General features: G+C 44.7%; 22 protein-coding genes. 8 read left to right on the forward strand and 14 right to left on the reverse strand.

Translation table 11 applies throughout. The features are described from left to right. Nucleotides 1–57: 57 nt before the first annotated feature. The 5 genes from ACQ86K_RS16335 to ACQ86K_RS16355 form a co-directional block, all read right to left on the reverse strand. Entirely contained in the window at nucleotides 58–426 is a 369-nt protein-coding gene (locus tag ACQ86K_RS16335) for a response regulator (protein WP_354482462.1), read from the reverse strand. A 240-nt stretch (nucleotides 427–666) separates the two neighbouring features. After that, a complete protein-coding gene (locus ACQ86K_RS16340; protein ID WP_431200752.1) occupies nucleotides 667–1,677 on the reverse strand; it encodes a hypothetical protein in 1,011 nt (336 codons plus the stop codon). Continuing rightward, nucleotides 1,677–2,009, reverse strand: coding sequence for a metal-sulfur cluster assembly factor (locus ACQ86K_RS16345; RefSeq protein ID WP_431200753.1), 333 nt, complete (start codon nucleotides 2,007–2,009; stop codon nucleotides 1,677–1,679). Before ACQ86K_RS16345 ends, ACQ86K_RS16340 begins: the two co-directional genes overlap by 1 nt. Then, nucleotides 2,002–3,288 (reverse strand): hypothetical protein, encoded by a 1,287-nt coding sequence (locus ACQ86K_RS16350; protein ID WP_431200754.1) that lies wholly within the window; start codon nucleotides 3,286–3,288, stop codon nucleotides 2,002–2,004. The genes ACQ86K_RS16345 and ACQ86K_RS16350 overlap by 8 nt, the downstream gene beginning before the upstream one ends. A 2-nt stretch (nucleotides 3,289–3,290) precedes the next feature. Further along, a complete protein-coding gene (locus ACQ86K_RS16355; protein ID WP_431200755.1) occupies nucleotides 3,291–4,106 on the reverse strand; it encodes a DUF2249 domain-containing protein in 816 nt (271 codons plus the stop codon). 491 nt (nucleotides 4,107–4,597) lie between these two features. On the opposite strand from ACQ86K_RS16355, the gene ACQ86K_RS16360 reads away from it, so the two are divergent. Both ACQ86K_RS16360 and ACQ86K_RS16365 read left to right on the forward strand, forming a co-directional pair. Beyond that, on the forward strand, nucleotides 4,598–4,810 hold the full coding sequence (locus ACQ86K_RS16360; RefSeq protein WP_431200756.1) for a universal stress protein: 213 nt from the start codon (nucleotides 4,598–4,600) through the stop codon (nucleotides 4,808–4,810). Nucleotides 4,811–4,827: 17 nt separating this feature from the next. After that, nucleotides 4,828–5,166 carry a universal stress protein gene (locus ACQ86K_RS16365; RefSeq protein WP_431200871.1) on the forward strand — a complete coding sequence of 113 codons (339 nt, stop codon included), beginning with the start codon at nucleotides 4,828–4,830 and terminating at the stop codon, nucleotides 5,164–5,166. 294 nt (nucleotides 5,167–5,460) lie between these two features. Here ACQ86K_RS16365 and ACQ86K_RS16370 read toward each other — a convergent pair whose 3' ends face one another. Genes ACQ86K_RS16370 through ACQ86K_RS16390 form a run of 5 tightly spaced genes read right to left on the reverse strand, consistent with a single transcriptional unit; the run spans nucleotide 5,461 to nucleotide 9,189 of the window. After that, nucleotides 5,461–6,672 carry an acetate/propionate family kinase gene (locus tag ACQ86K_RS16370; RefSeq protein ID WP_431200757.1) on the reverse strand — a complete coding sequence of 404 codons (1,212 nt, stop codon included), beginning with the start codon at nucleotides 6,670–6,672 and terminating at the stop codon, nucleotides 5,461–5,463. Nucleotides 6,673–6,680: 8 nt separating this feature from the next. After that, nucleotides 6,681–7,712: a phosphate acetyltransferase gene (pta, locus tag ACQ86K_RS16375; RefSeq protein WP_431200758.1), complete on the reverse strand. Its 1,032-nt coding sequence runs from the start codon at nucleotides 7,710–7,712 to the stop codon at nucleotides 6,681–6,683. Between the two features lie 41 nt (nucleotides 7,713–7,753). Further along, nucleotides 7,754–8,017, reverse strand: a complete 264-nt coding sequence (locus ACQ86K_RS16380; RefSeq protein WP_431200759.1) for a DRTGG domain-containing protein — start codon at nucleotides 8,015–8,017, stop codon at nucleotides 7,754–7,756. Nucleotides 8,018–8,037: 20 nt separating this feature from the next. Then, the gene (locus ACQ86K_RS16385; RefSeq protein ID WP_431200760.1) at nucleotides 8,038–8,784 is read right to left on the reverse strand and encodes an AAA family ATPase; all 747 of its coding nucleotides are present in this window, start codon (nucleotides 8,782–8,784) and stop codon (nucleotides 8,038–8,040) included. 30 nt (nucleotides 8,785–8,814) lie between these two features. After that, nucleotides 8,815–9,189 (reverse strand): hypothetical protein, encoded by a 375-nt coding sequence (locus tag ACQ86K_RS16390; protein WP_431200761.1) that lies wholly within the window; start codon nucleotides 9,187–9,189, stop codon nucleotides 8,815–8,817. A gap of 538 nt (nucleotides 9,190–9,727) precedes the next feature. Here ACQ86K_RS16390 and ACQ86K_RS16395 point away from each other — a divergent pair. The 5 genes from ACQ86K_RS16395 (at nucleotide 9,728) to ACQ86K_RS16415 (ending at nucleotide 15,086) form a co-directional block, all read left to right on the forward strand. After that, the gene (locus ACQ86K_RS16395; RefSeq protein WP_091163624.1) at nucleotides 9,728–10,117 is read left to right on the forward strand and encodes an HYC_CC_PP family protein; all 390 of its coding nucleotides are present in this window, start codon (nucleotides 9,728–9,730) and stop codon (nucleotides 10,115–10,117) included. 128 nt (nucleotides 10,118–10,245) lie between these two features. Next, nucleotides 10,246–10,749, forward strand: coding sequence for a DUF3347 domain-containing protein (locus ACQ86K_RS16400; RefSeq protein ID WP_091163622.1), 504 nt, complete (start codon nucleotides 10,246–10,248; stop codon nucleotides 10,747–10,749). A gap of 43 nt (nucleotides 10,750–10,792) precedes the next feature. Next, nucleotides 10,793–12,985 carry a multicopper oxidase domain-containing protein gene (locus ACQ86K_RS16405; RefSeq protein WP_091163620.1) on the forward strand — a complete coding sequence of 731 codons (2,193 nt, stop codon included), beginning with the start codon at nucleotides 10,793–10,795 and terminating at the stop codon, nucleotides 12,983–12,985. A 38-nt stretch (nucleotides 12,986–13,023) separates the two neighbouring features. Beyond that, nucleotides 13,024–14,328, forward strand: a complete 1,305-nt coding sequence (locus ACQ86K_RS16410; protein ID WP_431198337.1) for an HAD-IC family P-type ATPase — start codon at nucleotides 13,024–13,026, stop codon at nucleotides 14,326–14,328. A gap of 77 nt (nucleotides 14,329–14,405) precedes the next feature. After that, nucleotides 14,406–15,086: an HAD-IC family P-type ATPase gene (locus ACQ86K_RS16415; RefSeq protein ID WP_431198338.1), complete on the forward strand. Its 681-nt coding sequence runs from the start codon at nucleotides 14,406–14,408 to the stop codon at nucleotides 15,084–15,086. 14 nt (nucleotides 15,087–15,100) lie between these two features. Here ACQ86K_RS16415 and ACQ86K_RS16420 read toward each other — a convergent pair whose 3' ends face one another. From ACQ86K_RS16420 to hemA, 3 genes are all read right to left on the reverse strand, one after another. After that, the gene (locus tag ACQ86K_RS16420; RefSeq protein ID WP_091163614.1) at nucleotides 15,101–15,793 is read right to left on the reverse strand and encodes a hemerythrin domain-containing protein; all 693 of its coding nucleotides are present in this window, start codon (nucleotides 15,791–15,793) and stop codon (nucleotides 15,101–15,103) included. A 233-nt stretch (nucleotides 15,794–16,026) separates the two neighbouring features. Then, a complete protein-coding gene (locus ACQ86K_RS16425) occupies nucleotides 16,027–16,404 on the reverse strand; it encodes a hypothetical protein (protein WP_431198339.1) in 378 nt (125 codons plus the stop codon). Further along, nucleotides 16,382–17,299 (reverse strand): glutamyl-tRNA reductase, encoded by a 918-nt coding sequence (hemA, locus tag ACQ86K_RS16430; protein WP_431198340.1) that lies wholly within the window; start codon nucleotides 17,297–17,299, stop codon nucleotides 16,382–16,384. The genes ACQ86K_RS16425 and hemA overlap by 23 nt, the downstream gene beginning before the upstream one ends. A gap of 395 nt (nucleotides 17,300–17,694) precedes the next feature. Here hemA and ACQ86K_RS16435 point away from each other — a divergent pair, with 395 nt between their 5' ends. Continuing rightward, entirely contained in the window at nucleotides 17,695–18,147 is a 453-nt protein-coding gene (locus ACQ86K_RS16435) for a pyridoxamine 5'-phosphate oxidase family protein (RefSeq protein WP_090525181.1), read from the forward strand. Between the two features lie 237 nt (nucleotides 18,148–18,384). Here the strand turns inward: ACQ86K_RS16435 and ACQ86K_RS16440 are convergent, their stop codons facing one another. Then, entirely contained in the window at nucleotides 18,385–19,905 is a 1,521-nt protein-coding gene (locus ACQ86K_RS16440; RefSeq protein ID WP_091163611.1) for a RagB/SusD family nutrient uptake outer membrane protein, read from the reverse strand. Nucleotide 19,906: the final 1 nt, after the last annotated feature.

Consider the following 19,906-nt stretch of genomic DNA (forward strand, 5'->3'; position numbering starts at 1 on the left):
CATGGCACGTTAACCCGATATTTGAGGCAAATTACCGGGCGTTCAACCGAAGGGAAATCAGATTATGTCCAGGCACTTCCGGATACAGTTGATAAGTTCAGCTTCGTCATATGGTTTAATGAGATAGTTTTGTATTCCCATCACTTTTGCTATGTCCTGGTCCCTCTTTTCGGAAAGTGCGGTAGTAAAGATAAAGGGGATGTTTTTTTTAAGGGAATCCTCTTGAAGCTGATTGAACACATCGTATCCGCTAATACCCGGCATAACTACATCCGAAATAATCAAGTCCGGGTGTAAATCAGTCAGGTACAATCCTGCCTCGCCGCAGTCGGCAACCAGCACTTCGAAACCGTAAAGCTCCAGCAGCTCTGCTGCGTTTTCCCGAATGTCCTGGTTGTCTTCGATTAGGAGAACTTTGTTTTTCATATCCGGCGTGTTACTCCAAAAATAATTATTTGAATCTGATTTTACATGCTACCTGCCTGGCTTTTTTTGAACTACCTAAAATTAGCAGCCCAAAATAGCCGACCCCGGATAGCAGCAACAGTATGGATAGCAACAATAATTGGGGCTCAACATCCTGAACTGTTATTCCGACAAGTTTTAAGGCGGGTTCAACAAATAATATCACGAGATATGCGAAAGTCAACACTATATAACTTCCGTTTATGATCTGCAATTTTTTCCGGCGCCGAAAAAGCCGGCTTGCTTAAACTGATCAAGTAAGACTGGTGTCACGATGCCCAATGTCAGCAAATGAATATAGCCAATGATGATATTACGGTCACTGAAAGCCCATCTGCCAATGACGGGAATACATACCAGGGTTTGAAAAACGGTTTTTAAGGTGATGGCCAAAAATGCAACTTTTAACAGCAAAGGCAGTTTCAGCAGCCTCGTTTTCCGACCCCGGCATATCATAAACCACGCAGTAAGATTACCCACAGCCGCAATTCCGGCTATCAGAAAAACCCAACCGGCAGGGTTGCTCCACAAGGTAAAAATTAGATACAGCGGCAGGTTCGACCAAATTAATAGTTGATATACCCAACGCTGCGGATTGGTTGGGCACATATTAAAATAGGTGATTTCAACCAACGCAATGGCCGCCAACTGCATCCAGCCATTCAACTGAAAATGCAGGTAAACATAAATTGCATCCTGGTACACTGCCGTGCCTTTTAATCCCATAACCATAAGCGGCCCCAGGGCTAAGGGGCCGAGTGAGGAAAAGCAGAGAAAAAACAAAGCGCCAAGGGCCAATTGGCGCGCGCCCTTTGAAAGTTGCCGGGTTTCCTTTAAACTTTTCAGGAACTGCAGGGTAAAATAATAAGTACTTAAAATAAAAAACGTCGAAAAAATAATAGAGACTGTTTTGTAGCCCTGAAAGGAGAAACTAACCAGCATGCCATATGCACTTACTAGTGTTGCATTAAGGGCATACAGGAACTTCCGGCGTCTTTGAACAGGCGAAACCCGTCCGGCCAATAGCATGGCCAATCCAAGAAAAGCCCACCCGGCAAAAGCGAAATGCGAGTGAGCATGCAGTAAAAAAATATAGTTTAAATGAGGCACAAAGGCAATATGCATCAGCCTGAGCAACACGCCAAAAACAGCAAGCACCACAAAGCTGCCTCCTGCCCAATAATGATACCTGCCTTTACTTATCCAGTCCATTATCCCCACAACTGTTTTTTGCCTTCTTCGGTAATATTATCAAAACCCCATACTGGCTCCCAGGTGAGTTGCACATCTGTCTTGTAGTCCGCAAATCTGGCTTCGAGGCAATTGGCCACCCCCTGCAAAATAGCTTCACCCACCGGGCAACTGGGTGACGATAAGGTCATTACCACCACCAGCATCCTCACTGTGCTATTTGCCCTGATAGTATAAACAAGTCCCAAATCAACGATATTGACATGAAGTTCAGGGTCAATAATGGATCGTAAGCGCTCCCATGCTTCCATTTCTATGTAAGTATTAGGATCGGTAATGTCAAAGCTATGCATGGCCGGTTGTTTTTTTGTGGGTAAGGACCCTGGTTAAATTTAAAAGATAGCAAAGCGCCGTTAACAGCAGGCAACCTGAGGCAATACGCGCAGGCGTAGCCAGGCCGGATAACGCCATAGTGATCATGGATAATATAAAACCGGTAAAGGCAATACCCTGGATGATCAGTAATTTTTGACTGTATAGATCCGAAGGTAAAGGTGTAGGTTCTTTGCCAGTGCCTGGTCCATAAATTTTTAGCCAAACCAGAAAAGGCAAAGTTTTAAACGCCTGCCCCTGGATCAGTAAAGAAAGCCAGCCCATTAGCACCAATAACCCGTATAGTTTAGTAAGTGCAATGCCTTGTGTGGTATTTTGAACATGCGCGTTAATAATAAGCGGCTGTATCAGCAATGCAGCCAGCAGCAATATAAAAGACAACATGGTGTACATCATGGGCAAATCCAACTTTCTTTTCATTCGTGACCGGTAACATTGGATTAAATAAATGAAATATATGATAAACGCTGCAGCTGGAAGCAGTGCGATGAGATAGGTCCGGTTATTGATACCTTCCAGGTATGTATCAATCACAAATGCAAGCAGGCCGCCATTCAGCAGATAATAAACCCAATCAAGCAGCTGCAAATTCTGGTTGCGGGACACCAGGAACATTGGCACCAATTTACTGCTTACCCCTATCACTAACAATAAAAACCAGCCTCCCATTCCCATGTGCGCATGGAGCCTTAAAAACTGAAGGTGATCCTGTGGCAGAAAGGCGTAACGGAGGTTGAATACCAGCAGAACCCCAAGAACACCGGTGGCCAGCAACCAGATAAAGGAAGTATTGATCATTTCCTGATGAATGTTCTCCTTTTTGTTTTTTAATCTTTTTCCTGTTAGAAAAATGACAATGGTAAAGCCAAGCATGCCGGTTAGCAGCAGCAGTGCCCCTCCCTGCATACATAAACCTGGTTCAAAACGCCAGAAAGAACAAACCAACAGGACAAGCCCGCTCAAAAAAGCGACGAATGATAGCCAGGGCAAACGATAGCCTGACAACCCTGTTTCAAGTATGACCGGTACCAGTTGATACGCTGCGCCGAAAATAACCATAGTAACCCAGCCCAACGCGGCAAGATGGGTAATGGCTAATAATTTCGGCTGAAAATAGTGCCCGGCAAAATCTGCCGACGCAAAGAAAAACAAGACACCGATAAGCACAAAACAAACCGCTGAAGCCAGGTAGTGAGCCCTTACAATAGGGTATAATTCGGGATGCTGTTTAGTGATCATATTCATGGCCTATAGATAAACAGGATAACTGCTTCCGCTGTTTCCATGATGCGAAAGTCAAAACCTCTTTCTTTTAATACCGGGAGCAGATGAACGGGGACTTTTCGATGCCGGACATACAAGGCTTCAGTGGTTTTCAGCGTTTCCAGCTTGTCCAGGATCATAGTCATAGGCTTGGGCATTTGGAAAGGCCTGACGTCCATAATGTGCAATTGGTAGGCTTTCATAAGTTCCGTGAGCCCATCTGCTTCAACCGATAATTCCGATATATTCATTATAAGCTCATCAGGTTCGGCCTCATTCTTTAGGAAATAAGTATTCACAAGTTCCGGTCCCGCGATGTCCATAAACGAACGGTATCCCTTATTTTCCAGAAGACTGATTAACGGCACAGGTTCAAAAGTATTGATCACTTTAAGCACCTCGCCATTTTTAAGCCCGGCCGCCGCTGTAAGGATGATTTTTAAAGGGTCATTTCCTGCCGCCAAAATCGGTCTGACATCAAGATCAATAATTTTAGTAAAAGAAGCGGCAAGGGGAAGCGGTAACCTGTCAACTTCAACAGCTTCGTGCGCCGCTTTAAATCCAAGCGGTCTAAGGACGTCAAAAAATTCATTCAACGAGCAGCCAGCTATCCTGCAAGCCTGAGCAACGGATACCCGTTTGGCTAAAACCTTTCTGAGCACAGGGTTTTTCAGCCGGTTAAAATTTTTATTGAGTCCGGTAAGTTTTTGGATTATCAGCTCTTCGTTATACTTCAGCAGATCACTGATTAGGCTATTAGCATTCAATACAATGTGTATTTCTGACGGTTCCATTTTTTTATGAGTTGATGGACAAATGTAAATAATAAAAGATAAAATTATCTTTTATTATTCAGAAAGGTGACGCAAAGATTACGTTTACCCGGCTACGATATTTTTTTACGTCGTTCACCCATCGATCAAATGGCTGCCAACAATTGGTTTCCTGTTCTCTCTCTGCCCACATTACCTACGCTATTTTTAAAAAGCCCCTATCTCCTAAAATAAACTTTTCAAAATGGTCCGATGCTATGGCAGTTGATCTTCTCCCTGATTTCCTTCTGGTTTCCCTGCACTTGTTAGTAATTGTGATCATTTTTTAAGCTGATCAACGTCATGTTGAAGTTTAAAGCCATTCTTGATCTTTGTTTTTAAGAAACCACCGATAAAAAAGCAGAACAGGTCGCGCTGTTTAACTGAGCTATTTATGGTACAAAGGGTCTTCTACTTTTACGAGCCCGTATTTAATGGTTTTATGAATATTAACAAAACAACCAGTCACCCATATGAAAACTATAATTGCTGCAACAGACTATTCGCCGGCTGCTGAAAACGCGGTAACCTATGCCGCCGCTTTGGCCAAACATTTCAACTACCGGCTCCTGCTTTTTAATGCCTTCAGCTTGTCCCTGCACGAATCGAATACGCTCCTGCCAGCTTCAACTGTAAGCGACCTGGAGGCAAAAATCAAGACCGGCTTGCACAACAAGCAGCAATAACTGCACTGATTCACGACATCACTGTCAGTTATGAAACCAGTTATACGCCGGTTACAGATGAATTACAAAACCTGGTAAAAAAGCACAATGCTTCGCTGGTAGTGCTTGGCATGGCCCCGGAAAGTCAGGATCAATGGGTTTTAGGCAATACAACTACAACTGCCATCAAAAATTTGGCTTTCCCTGTGCTGGTCGTCCCCATTGGCGCCCGGTTCAAAGGGCTAAAGAAAATCATGCTGGCATGTGATGTGGCTAATGACCAGCCCGTACAGTTACTTTCCATGATTCGGAATGAAGTTATTGCTTTCGAATCGCCGGTGGAGATTTTTATGTTAATAAAGAAGCAGCTGAAATAAAACCTGTTCAGGGCACAGTACCGCATAATTTCCAGGCAGCTGGTATTGATTGTGTTTATAGAGAAACTAATTCAAATAAAATCGTTGCCGAATTAAAAAAAGAGCTTATTACTTGTGGCGCCGAGTTGTTGATCATGATCCCCAAAAAGCACGGCTTCTGGTCTTCACTTCTTCACCGAAGTAAAACCCGCCAAATGGCTACCGGGCTGAACATACCGTTACTTGCTGTTCCGATGAGTTCATGAACTTAAGTAATGATCCCCAGAATTATAAAATATTTGCCTGGGGATCAGTTTACCGCCCGGTGGTTTCACCGAGCAATTGCCTACACTGCCGGGCAATTTCCAATTCTTCGTTGGTGGGCACCACCAATATTCTGGCACGGGAAGCCGGTGCACTAAGATCACGAATCCCATTGCCTTTTTCTGAATTTTTTGCGTTATCCAGCTTAATGCCTAAAAAATCCATATTCCGGCAAACGAGGTCGCGGGCCAGGGCATCATTTTCACCAACCCCAGCCGTAAACACAATTGCATCAAGCCCGTTCATTGCAGCGGCATAAGCGCCAATAAATTTTTTAATCCGGTAGGCATACATCTCATAAGCAAGCTCCGCCCGGGCATTCCCATTATTATAAAGCGCGCTGATATCCCGCATATCGTTATGACCGGTAAGCCCCTGCATGCCGCTTTGTTTGTTTAACAACGTAGTAAGTTGTTCTGTACTGTAATTTTCTTGTTCTGAAAGGTATAATAATACCGAGGCATCAATGCTTCCGCTTCTTGTTCCCATGATCAACCCATCAAGCGGGGTAAGCCCCATACTTGTATCCACGCTCTTTCCGCCGTTAACAGCGGCCATGCTGCAGCCATTACCAAGGTGAATGGTAATGAGTTTTGCTTCTGTATGATTAAGATATTTCATTGCTTCACCACTAACGTACTGATGACTTATGCCATGAAAGCCATAAACACGAATGCCGTGGTTTTTATAAAAAGAGTCGGGTATAGCATACCTAAAAGCTTTTTCGGGTAGCGATGTATGAAACGCGGTATCAAATACAGCAATCTGTACAGCCTGGGGGAAAATCTTTTCTGACACTTCGATACCCTTTATATGCCCCGGATTATGCAAAGGCGCCAGTGGGTACAGTGCTTTGATCTTGTCTTTTACCCCGGGCGTAACGACTGTGGTACCGGTAAGTTTTTCGCCGCCATGAACTACACGATGACCAACCGCGCCCACTTGTCCCGAATCGCGGATCACCGCGATACCATCCCTGGTGAGCAGTTCGCCCACAACCTGCATGCCGGCTTCGTGATCGGGTACCTGTTGTTGAATGTACAACACTTTTTCCTCGTCATGCTGCCTGTATTTATGAGTGATCAGCGCATCTGGCTGACCGATGCGTTCAACCAGGCCACTGCAAAGCGGGCTGCTTGAATCCTGAGAAAATAACTGGTATTTGATAGAGCTGCTGCCCGAATTGATAACAAATATTTCCATATGTAAAATTATAATGAGGCCGGGCTATCCTGACTTTGTATAGCAGTGATAATAACGGTATTAAAAACATCATCAACAGTGCAACCGCGGCTAAGGTCATTAACCGGTTTATTCAACCCCTGCAGCATCGGCCCAATGGCCAGGGCTCCCGTTTCCCGCTGTACCGCTTTATAAGTGTTATTCCCAGTATTCAGATCAGGGAAGATCAATACGCTTGCTTTGCCGGCAACTTCTGAACCGGGCATTTTCTGGCTGCCAACTACCGGATCTACAGCGGCATCATATTGTATAGGCCCTTCTACTTTAATATCGGGCCGTCTGTCACGCACCAATTGGGTAGCTCGCCTAACCTTTTCCACATCGGCACCTGAACCTGATGTACCCGATGAATATGAAAGCATTGCAACACGCGGTTCAATGCCAAAACGCAGGCTGTTATCTGCCGACGAGATAGCTATCTCGGCCAGTTCTTCGGCAGTAGGGTCGGGATTTACCGCACAATCGCCAAATACAGAAATACGGTCGGCCAGGCACATAAAAAAAACAGATGACACCGTAGAGATGCCGGGCTTTGTTTTAATAAACTGCAGGGCTGGGCGTATAGTATGCTGAGTAGTATGAACAGCCCCGGAAACCATTCCGTCGGCGTGCCCTTTATAAACCATCATCGTTCCGAAATAAGATACATCCGTCATGAGGTCCCTCGCCATTTCGAGGGTTACGTTTTTACTTTTACGCAGCTCATACAGTGTTTGAACATAATCTTCGTAATGAGGCGAACTGGCCGGGGGTATAACGGTTACCTTATTGAGATCAAGGTCAATACCCAACCGCTTTACCGAAGCGGCTATTTCTGCAGGATCGCCAAGCAGGATAATGTTAACCAACTGCTGGGCAATCAGCCTTGCGCTCGCCTGCAGGATGCGGTCGTCATTCCCTTCGGGCAGCACAATTGTTTTGCGTTCCCGCTTAGCCCATTGAGTGAGCTGGTATTGAAACATGTGCGGCGTCATCACATTGGAATGATATGTTACCAGCATTTTATCAAGGGCGGCGATATCTATATAACGGTTAAATGTTTCTATAGCAAGCCGGATTTTTTAGTATTATCCGCTGTAATACGGGCTTTAACCGCTGCCACCTGGTTAGTTGTTTCAAAAGTGCCTGACCCGACAGCGAGGATAGGGACAACGTTCTGCAATCCTTCAATCAACCTCATCACTGGTTCTTCCGGAATTGCGCCTGCCGTAAGTATAATGCCGGCCACGCGGGGATAACTGGCAGATTGATTGGCTTGCAACGAGCTGATGACAATATCTCCCCTGTCGCCAGGTGTAACGATCAAAACATTCTCCTTCAGATAATTCAAAAATTGGGTACCTGCATGGCGCCGGTCACAAAGTTATCAACCTGGTTTCCGAGGTGTTCACTACCAAACAGCAACCTGCCGTCCAACTTTTCAAAAATATCGTGAACAGTTGGGTTTTCCAGGCCCGGATCAGCGGGTATAACCGCGATAAGTATATTTTCAGACAATTGCGCACGCAGCAATTGTTGTACATCTGCAGCCTGATCGGCCTGTACCCTGTTGACAACAACCGCTAATACCTGAATATCCTGCGCCTGGTAAGCCTGCTTGAAATTCAGCGCATCCTGAACAATTCCGGCAGTGGTTTTCCCCACGCCCGATACAAGGAGTAAGACGGGGGAGTTCAGATTTTTGGCGATGAGCCGGTTAGTTTCAAACTCAAATGCCGTTCCCTGCCCTTCAAAATCACTCCCTTCAACTACAGTAAAATCGCAAGTCGATTCTAAGGCCTTAAACCGTGCGATAATCGCGTCGATCATGTCGCCCTGGTGCTGATCTTTGATCTGCTGCATAGCCCCCTGCCGGCTAAATACATAGGTATCCCGATAAGTTTGCGGTAGTTGAAAATGTGCCAAAACCGTTTCAATATGGGTATCTGGCTGCTCTTCCGGGCCAAACGGTATAATGGGTTTCAAATAACCTATCTTTTGTGCCCGGCCAAGCAGCATAGCCACCAGGCCCAATACAATAACTGATTTGCCGCTATAGGGTTCGGCCGAAGTGATATAAATACTTTTTGTCAAAACCTTTATAAATTAAGTTTTCTTGTGGAACTAAGCAGCCCGCCTTATGCCTGTAAACGCCAATTTAAGGTCCTTCATTGCCAATAAAGCGTCCCCTACCCTGATCTGTAAACTGATAAAGTCATCTATCAGCGATAACCCGATCACAGCTCCCGGAACAACGATCAACTGTTCTATTTTGTTTATAAAATGAAGAATATCTTTATGCAGGTCATGTTGCTCAAGCATAGCCGAGTGCAGCCCTTCTTCAATATGCCTGGCCGCGTTTTTTTCGCCAGCCAGCAGTTTTGTTAAAAAGGCGTGCTCATTATCCAGGAAGGCAAGATCTGCCAGCCATTGTTTACCGGTGAGGTAAATTTCCTGAAGTTCAAATTCCAGTTCGGTGTCTTCAATAAGTGCTTCCATCGTTTGAATATTTTATAGTACAAATATCGTTGCCGGATAAAATCTTATAAGGGTAAACGATCAAAAACAAAAATGATCTCCGTCATATTTAACTACGGCCTGAGCAGGATAGTGGGGATACATCCCTGGCTAAAAACAACAACTATATGGATAAACAGACCTTACCACACCAGCAAACACCCTGCATCAGAAAAACTGCATCGGGCAGATGCTTAATTGTCTTTCGCGTGATGAGATTTACCCCCGCGATGCACGCTTTTGTTTGCGCAAATGCAGGTGCACTATTCCAAATAATGTAGCTTTAATAGACAAAATAGCAGTGATTAGTTTTTTCACGGTTGTTTGTTAGCCAAAGCAACGGCATTCGAAATAGCAAACAACTGACAATCAGCACAAAAAAAACAACAATAGTCATTTATTGCAAGGATGAATTATCCTATGTCTGAAAGATAATCCATCCCAAAAAACATAAAAAGAAAAGGAAATTCTATAAACAACACTTTACTAATTTGCTGATATTTGTACCGTGATCAAGAAAATGTTCGTAACTTTTTTAGCTGTGCTGTACCTCGGGGTTTCTTCGGGTGCAACATTGCATTATCAGTACTGCATGGGCAGACTGGTCAAGGTTGCGTTGTGGCATGATGAGCAGGGCAAAAAATGCAATACTTGCGGTATGAACTACCATGGCAAGGCTGCAAAAAAATGCTGTACAGATAAACACCAGCAACTGAAATCGGAAAAGAGCAGCTCACTTACGTACAGCCAGATTGGCCTGGGCACAAGCCCCGCATTGTTGGTTATACCGCTTTTCGGGTTAGTGCCTTACAATTACCTGCCGCTGAAAATTAGTCATCCGGTTGGCCAGTCACCGCCGCTTGTCACTACCCTACCTGTTTTTTTACGCAACTGCACCTTCCGCATTTGATTTTCCTTTTGCTTCAATCCGAAGCCTGGTAGCTTTCTTATGGCTATCCTGCAACCCTAAAACTTCTTTAATTCATAGTTTCCTGCTACGGCGGGAAATGATATTCATTACTTAATCATTTCTATATCATGAAAAAGATTCAAATTTTCGTTTTCGCCATCATCATGCTATTTGCTTTTAACCAGGTTAAAGCACAAAACACTTCATCCAAAGCGGATGTACTTTCGGCCTATTATGGCGTAAAAAACGCCCTGATCAGCGGCGACGCGTCTGCAACCAATGCCAAAGCCAAAATGTTGCTGGCTGCAATCAGTTCATTTCCGGTCGACAAGCTTTCAGCAGCCGATAAAACTACCTGGACAAAATATGCGGATAAGTTGCAGTTCGATGCCCGCCATATTTCGGAAAGCGATGATATCACGCATCAGCGTGAACATTTTGCCAGCCTTTCAGAAAACATGTTCGCCACCGTACAGGCAATCAAACTGAACAATGCCCCTGTTTACCGCGACTATTGTCCGATGAAAAAATCATATTGGTTAAGTGAAACTGCCGCTATTCAAAATCCCTACTACGGCAATCAAATGTTAACCTGTGGCGCTGTAAAAGAAACTTTACCTGCAGCTAAGTAATTAAAGGGCCGGGGTATATACTCCGGCCTTATATTTTAATACTATGAAGAAGTTTATTTTATTGTTCCTTTTTTTGCTGCCTGTTGTCAGTTCCATTGCCCAACATTCGGGGATGAAAATGGAGTCTGCCGGTCAGAGCAAGCATCTTCCGTTTTTCACCAAAACAGGTAACCGGGAGATTTACCACTTATATATCAATGATACCACCGTTAACTATACCGGCAAACAGCGGCCGGCTATGGCTATAAATGGCAGTATCCCTGCACCCGAACTGGAATTTATCGAAGGCGATACTGCCGAGATCTATGTGCACAATGAAATGATGATGGAAACCTCTATCCACTGGCACGGGCTGATCCTGCCCAACCGGTATGATGGTGTTTCCTATCTAACTACCACGCCCATCAAGGCTGGTGAAACGCACCTGTTCAAATTTCCGCTGGTGCAGCACGGAACCTACTGGTACCACTCCCATACGATGACGCAGGAACAAAGCGGGCTGTACGGGGCATTTATCATTCATAAAAAACAGGCATCCCCTTTAAAGGAATATACCCTGCTGCTAAGCGACTGGACCGATGAAAACCCGGAACAGGTACAGCGCCGCCTCCATAATGCCACAGACTGGTACGCCATCCGTAAAGGCAGTACCCAGAATTATTTGCAGGCGATACAAACCGGACATTTCAAAACAAAGCTGGCCAATGAATGGAAACGCATGACTGCCATGGATGTAAGCGATGTTTACTACGACCGTTTTTTCAGCAATGGCAAGGCCGAAAACCAAGCTCCCGAATTTAAAGCCGGCGACAAGGTGAAACTGCGGGTAATTAACGGAAGTTCTTCTACCTATTTCTGGCTTGGCTGGGCGGGCGGCAAACTGAAAGTTTTTGCCAATGACGGCGAAGATGTTCAGCCGGTTGAGGTGGACCGGATGATCGTAGGCGTTGCCGAGACTTATGACCTGATGGTTACTATTCCCGCTGATGGCAGTTATGAGTTCCTGGCGACACCCGAAGATCGTACCAAATATACGTCGCTTTGGCTGGGCAGCGGTGCTAAACACGCCGCTAAAAAGCTGCCTAAGCTGAAATATTTTGACGGCATGAAAATGATGAATGATATGATGGATATGCACGGTAACATGAAGGAAATGGAAGGAATGAAGATGACTACCCAGGTAATGGACATGAACACCGTGATGTATCCCGAACTTGACAAAGGCAAGCCGCCGGTTACCCTGAACTATGGTATGCTGAAAGCCCTTCAACCGACAACGCTTCCAACCGGCCCTACCAAAGTGTTCAATTTTGAATTAACCGGTAACATGAACCGCTATATCTGGACGATCAACAACAAAACCGTTTCGGAATCTGACAAGATCCTGATTAAGCGGGGAGAGAATGTTCGTATCATTCTCTATAACAATACCATGATGCGTCATCCTATGCACCTTCACGGGCATTATTTCAGGGTATTAAACGGACAGGGAGAATACTCGCCGCTGAAGAACACCCTGGATATTATGCCGATGGAAAGGGACACCATCGAATTCCGTGCCAGCGAAAGTGGCGACTGGTTTTTCCATTGTCATATCCTATACCATATGATGAGCGGTATGGGGCGGATCTTCAGTTACGAAAACTCGCCGCCTAACCCCGAAGTGCCCGACCCCGCAGCTGGCTTTAAGAAAGTAGCTGCCGACGATCGTAAATATTATGCATCGGCCAAACTGGGGCTGGAAACAAACGGCAGCGATGGCAACGCGGCTTTAGCAAATACCCGCTGGAAATTTTCTACCATGTGGCACCTTGGAATAAACAATACCAAGGGATATGAGAGTGAAACCATGTTTGGAAGGTACTTTGGCCGTATGCAATGGCTGTATGCTTATGCAGGATTTGATTATCATTATAAAAAAACAAACGAACAGGAAAAAAACCTGTTCGGTCAGCTCAGCAATAAAAACAACCGGCATACGGTAGTTGCAGGTTTGGCCTACACTTTGCCATTACTGTTTGTGGCCGATGCCCGTATTGATGGCAATGGCAAACTCAGGTTTCAACTTGGCCGGGAGGATATTGCATTGACCAGCAGGCTCCGGTTTTCTATTACAGGCAATACCGATAAAGAATATAGTACCGGATTGCGCTATATCGTTAATAAGAATTTTTCTTTCTCCAGCCACTATGACAGCGATATGGGCTTAGGCGCCGGATTAACATTAACCTATTAGTAGTTATCAGTAAGTAAAGCTAATTAATACAAACGACTATGGAACATCAGCATCATGAACACCAGCACGAAATGCCTGAAATGAAAGGTCACGATCATCCACAACATCAGGAAAGGAATGGTATGGGGCATGGAGACATGGGCCACGCCGGGTATGATCACGGAGCCATGATCGCTGATTTCCGTAAGCGTTTTTACGTGGTGCTGGCATTCACCCTACCCATATTGGCCCTGTCGCCAATGATCCAGCACTGGCTGCACCTGCAAATTGGTTTCCCGGGCGACCGGTATATACTTTTTGCGCTGTCGACGGCAGTTTTTCTTTATGGCGGCCGGCCGTTTCTGACCGGGTGGCTTTCGGAACTAAAGGCGAAAAACCCTGGTATGATGACCCTGATTGGTTTTGCCATATCCGTTGCTTACCTGTACAGTGCGGCTACCGTATTCGGGCTTAAGGGCATGGATTTCTTCTGGGAACTGGACACGCTTATTCTCATTATGCTGTTGGGACACTGGATCGAAATGAAATCGATAGCAGGTGCCTCGCGCGAGCTCGAATTGCTGGTCCAGCTCATGCCTTCAGCCGCGCACGTGCTTAAAGGAGACGTTACAGAGGACGTAAAAACGGAAAGCCTGAAAGAAAATGACCTGATCTTAATTAAACCAGGCGAAAAGGTACCCGCCGACGGTATGGTGGAAGATGGCGAGAGTTACCTGAATGAGTCCATGCTGACAGGGGAATCTGCCCCGGTGCAAAAAACAAAAGGCCAGCAAGTGATTGCCGGATCGGTGAACGGTAACGGTTCATTAAAAGTTCGTGTTACACATAGCGGTAAAGATTCCTATTTGTTCAAAGTCATCGATCTTGTCCGCGATGCGCAAAACGCTAAATCAAACACGCAGTTGTTAGCAGATAAAGCGGCCCGTTGGCTAACTATCATTGCGCTCTTAGCCGGTATAACTACGTTCGTGGTATGGATTAGCCTGGGGCACGACCTGGCCTTTGCCATGGAGCGGATGGTGACCGTTATTGTGATCTGTTGCCCGCATGCGCTTGGCCTGGCTGTTCCCCTCGTGGTAGCTAAATCAACATCCTTATCGGCGCAACATGGCCTGCTGATCAAAAACAGGACTGCTTTTGAAAATGCACGAAAGATCACGTCTATAGTTTTTGATAAAACCGGCACCTTAACTAAAGGAAAATTTGAGGTATCCAGGATGGTGTTTACCGAAGGAGTGCTGAAAAGCGAAAATGAATTACTTAAGCTGGCGGGGGCATTGGAAAGCAATTCAGAACATCCGATAGCCACAGGCATTTTAAGTGAAGTTAAAAAAGAAAACTAACCCTTCCAGAAGCCGCACAATTTAAAGCCATCACAGGTAAAGGCGTTGAAGCGGTTGCAGAGCAAAAGCACATCAAAGTGGTCAGTCCCGGTTATCTGAAAGAAAATAGCATCAGCCTTCCGGTAAATTTCAAGGTGGCCAGTAACGAAACTGTGGTATTTGTATTGATCGGTGAAAAACTTGCCGGGTTTGTTGCCCTTGCCGATGCCATCAGAGAGGAATCAAAGGGAGCGATAGCAACCCTCCACGAAAACGGCATTAAGTCGATACTCCTGACGGGCGATAATAAGCAGGTTGCCGAAAGTGTTAGCACACAGCTGAAAATGGATGGCTTTTTTGCCGAAGTACTGCCGCATGAAAAACTGGAAAAGATCAAAGAATTACAGCAACAGGGCGAGTTTGTAGCAATGACAGGTGATGGTGTAAACGACGCCCCCGCACTTGCCCAGGCCGACGTTGGCATTGCTGTTGGCTCGGGCAGCGACGTTGCTGCCGAAACCGCCGGCATTGTGCTGGTAAACAGCAATCCTAAAGACATCGTTAACCTGATCCTGTTTGGTAAAGCCACCTACCGTAAAATGACACAGAACCTGGCCTGGGCAACTGGTTACAATGTGATAACCCTGCCACTGGCAGCAGGCGTTCTGTACAACCAGGGTATTATGGTAAGCCCGGCAATTGGCGCGGTACTCATGACAGTGAGCACGGTAGTGGTGGCCATTAATGCCAGCCTGTTATCGATAGGTAACAAAAAATAGTTGGCAATTTGCAGTTAGGTGCCTGGCGTGAACCGGGCCAGCTCATAAATGCCTAAAGACTTTTCAATACCGGCCACTTTCTCAACCATCCCTTCAAACCCGTTTTTGCCAAACAGTTTATGTTCGTTATTTTCAAATTCCTCACCCAGCGCGTCATATTCATGATGGGATACGATCTTGCGGAAGGCGGGGAATAAAATGGTATCCTCGCGCGCTTCATGCGGGCGGTACATCCTGTTGAAATTATTCAACAAGGTAATAAGCTGCTGTTTTTCCGTATCGGTCAGGTTTTGAGACTTAGTTAATTGCATGAGCTCATCCGTGATAGTACGCCCAGCCTTATGCTGCGCCAGCAACGTTTGTACAAGATCAGTTAACTGGTTGGCCTTTTGAAAACGTGGGAACAGGTAGTTTTCTTCCTGCTTTTCATGGTAATCCTCAACAAAGGTGCGAATAATGCCAGCTGAGTTTAACAATGCTTCCATCGGGAAACCCTGCTTATCTATTAGGAGGCCTTTGCAATGGTCATAAATGAGCAGCACCCGGTTCAGTAAACCGTGCTCCTGCATAAGATCCTCGGGTGGCGATACTTTTTGATCCTCCTCATCATCGTTGTCATTACAAGCTGATAACAATGTCAGCCCGGTTAGTGACCCAATGGCGGCTGTCTTAATAAAATCCCTGCGGTGTTGATTTGCGGTTTCCATAGCGAAGTCAGATAAGATGATGATCAATGACTAACAAAAATCGTACTGTATCAGGCAATACTGCAAAATATGTTTAGTAATAAAGGTACTATGATATTTTGAACGCTGGAAATCCTCTTTTTCTTATTCGCTATTTAATAATCCCTTTCATGCCCCGGTTATATTCAGGCAAAATTGATATTACTTCTGTTTATCCGATACCTCAAACATCTGCCTTGGCTGTCTATTGTTATTTATATTAACGTTCGCTCAGGATTTAATATGTTGGTTGGTAAACCTGGGGGCGACATAAATTCATTTAAAGCCTCCAGGTAATGGCAGCCGGCTTTGTTAACGCCTTTCATTTTTCCTGCTGTTCCGTTTAATATTTGCTGTATTCTTTGCTCATCCGTAGAAGACACAAAGCCCGCAACACAGCCGGCGGATTTGGATTGGCTTAAACAAATGGAGGTTAACTGTTTTTTAATGGCATTCACCACTATGCAGCTTTTTCGCAGTTCGCACCATTCAACAAACCTGTTGATGAAATGGTTGTTGATCTCTCGCGCGGCAATAACCTGACTTTGCCTTTTCTGAATAGTTTCACTGTTAACAAGCGAGAGTCTCGTCAATATTAACCAGTTTAATGTGCGGTAATTCTGATGCTGCGGGTTCAACATTGTTGGGTATTGCCAAATCTATAATCAGTTTTTCACTGCAATGTTCAAGATCGGATTTAAGAATTACAGGTGTAGCGGAAGCGGTGGCAACGATGATAACATCTGCATGGGAAATGAGTATTGGCAAATCTGCTATATGGCCATAACTAATATCCATTTCTTCGGCAAGCCGCTCTGCCTTATCAACAGTCCTGTTAACCAAAGTAATACGAACCTTTTGTCCCAGGTAATCTTTAATGTTTTTACATGCACGCTGCCCCATTTTACCTGCCCCTACAATCAAAATATTTGTGGCATCAGCATGATATTGCTTAATGGATTGCAGAGCTGCAAATGATACGGAAGTAGTTCCTTTGCTGAGGCCCGTTTGATTTTTGATCTGCTTTGAAGCTTGCAAAACAGTGTTATATAGCTTTTCCAAAAAGGTATTGATAAAACCACGGTCCTTCGCAAACCTTACAGCCTGTTTAAACTGCCCGATAATTTCATAGTCTCCAAGTATCTGCGAATCTAAACCAGCTGCAACGTTAAACATATGTTCAACCGCGCCAAGGCCTTCCTTTTTATAGCAGTGACCCTTAAATTCTTTTATTTCGCCATTGGTAACACTGCATAACAGGTTAACCAGTTCATTTGGCGTATTGGTTACTCCGTAGATTTCGGTACGGTTACATGTCGACAAGATAAATAATGAGCTAACGCCATAATTACCGGCCTCTTTCAATATGGCTTCATATTGCTCGTTTGAAATTGCAAAACGGCCTCTAAGCCGGGCGTCCGATTTTTTATAATTAATTCCGACCGCGTAAAAATTTTCGATCCCAGTTATGCTGCTCTTATTATTCACGCTTTTAAAACTTTAAATTGTATAACAGGGAAATGACCGTTCGTTTACTGGGGGCATAGCTTACCTCAACTACTTTCATAACATTATTTTTATGAGGTAAAGTTGCGATGTTCGGCAGGTTAAAATAGTGACGGCCGTCACTTATACAATTGATTGTACACCCGAAACCGGTTCAATTGATTAATAAAGCAACATAAAAAACAATCACAGGGATATTTACCTGTGATTGCGATGATGTACAACAGCCGGCAGATCGGGATGCATAGCATGTATCACAACATCAACAGCTCGAGGGATACTGACACAAATGTGACGGCGATCATGCCCTTAACTGACCGGCAGCATTTTGTTTAAACAGTGATGAGCTTAGCTTTGGTCAATTAATATTCGCCGTTATGTTAGGAAAATTGGAACAACCGGAAATTGAAGCGTTGCTTAGCCGGCAGGTAATCGGCCGTTTAGGGTGTCATGCCCAGGGCACCACGTATATCGTACCCGTTAACTATGTATACAAGAACGGCGTAATCTATGCGCATTCCGGTCCGGGAAAGAAAATTGAAATGATGCGAAAAAACCCTAAAGTTTGTTTTGAAGTTGATGATATAAAAAACATCTTTAGCTGGAAAAGTGTCATAGCCTGGGGTACATTTGAAGAAATTACAGACATAGCGGAACAAGAGCAGACAATGCAGTTACTGATCCACCGGGTTATGCCACTGGTGGAACATGCTACAGACCATCCCTCCCATGGTATAACCGCAAATGAGTATGATATTGGCGACAAGATCGACCTGATCGTCTATAAGATCAGGATAGACAAGGTCACCGGCAGGTTTGAACATCATTGAGCTGCATAAATAATATTAATAATCAACACATTAAACTTTGGGCCTTGTGCATTCTGTTTTTAGCTTTTATATAAAGTACGGAATTATACAGTTAAAAGCTTTTGGAATGGGTCAAACTCAAACTAAAGGAATGAGCCCGATAAATACTGGGCTCATCACATGATTAATTAAGACTGTTGTCCAGATTTTGGCATGCGCTTCATTGACAGGCCGCCTCTGGTTTTTAAGATCCGGTTGTTATTTGTAATCCGGATTTTGTATAAGTACGCCTCCGCTCTTGTCAATTTCTGTTTGAGGCAGCGGCCAATGGTAAAACTTATCCTCAAAATGATAATTGATAAGGCTGGTTTTTACCGCGTTAAGTACCGGGCTGGCAATATGCCATCTTAACAGATCATAGTGACGCAAGCCTTCGAAAGCAAGCTCAACACGGCGTTCGTGCCTGATGCGTTCACGCATCTGATCTTTGGTATACCCGGCCGGGTAAGCCGGCATATTTACCCTTGCGCGCAAATCGGCCATAGCTTTATAAACTGTTGCATCAGGGCCGGCAATTTCATTTTGAGCTTCTGCATACATCAGCATCACCTCACCTAAACGCAGTATAACCGCATCCTGCTGGCTAAGGGTTGAAAAGCCGTAAGGGATATTATTGGGTTCAAGGAATTTGATAATTCCGTAGCCTGTAGGCCTCAGGTTTGAAGGATGGTGAACTTTGCCAGGGCCAAAATAAACCGAATCGGCGTATACTGTTTCGGCCAGCCTCGGATCGCGGTTTTTGAATTGATTTTTGGTATCGGTCAATGGCGAAGTGCCATATGGTTGTCCATCAGTACACTCGTAGGCATCTACCATATTTTGCATAGGCGCACAGGCATCCCAGTCGCCGTAATACATGTCCCACGGAGCTGTGTTGTTTGGCGCAAGGAAGTTAACCGAAAACATGATCTCGGTATTATTTTTCTGAGTTGCATCCCTGAAAACATCCTCAAAGTTGGTACTCAGTTTATATTGTGCCATCAAATCAAGACATAGGTTTTTAACCTGTGTAAGCATGGCGGCATCAGGCGTACCAGTGCTGCCAAATGCTGCAAATAACAAAACCCTTGCCTTTAATGCCTTTGCAGATGAAGCTGCAGCGTGGCCGCCGTTAGCATAATAAGCTGCAGCGTTCAAATTGGCAATACCATAATCCAGGTCGGCAATGATCTGGGCAAGCACCTGCGCCGCAGGTACTTTAGGTTGCTTTTGATTGCTGAGGTTAAGCGGTTCCACAACCAATGGTACATCACCATATATGCTATATAACTGGAAGTATAGAAAAGCCCGGATAAACCTTACTTCGCCTTCATACACCTTACGCTGGCTATCAGATATATCTGAACCTTTATAAGTACCTAAATTTTGCAAAAACAGGTTTACCCTTGTAATACCTATATAACTATCGTTATAAATGGCAGTTTCATAACCACCTGTAGTGGGGTTAAAGTTGCCTTGCACAAAATCCTTGGCAGCACCCGAATTAAACTGATTGTAGCCGTTATCAGTAAAGCCATCCCTGAAGCCCATGCCATAGGAAAATTCTTCTGGCTGAAGGGAAGCGTAAACCGCTGCCAAAGCCGCGTCAAAGTCTGCTTTCGTTTTATAGAAAGTTGAAGTGGCTATCTGATCATTGGGGTTTAGATCAAGAGCCTTTTTACATGCGCCTAAAAACAGCGATGTAATTAATATGATGGTTATTATAATTCGATTTTTCATG

Source organism: Mucilaginibacter sp. P19 (assembly GCF_050632265.1).
Classification (GTDB): Bacteria; Bacteroidota; Bacteroidia; order Sphingobacteriales; family Sphingobacteriaceae; genus Mucilaginibacter; species Mucilaginibacter gossypii.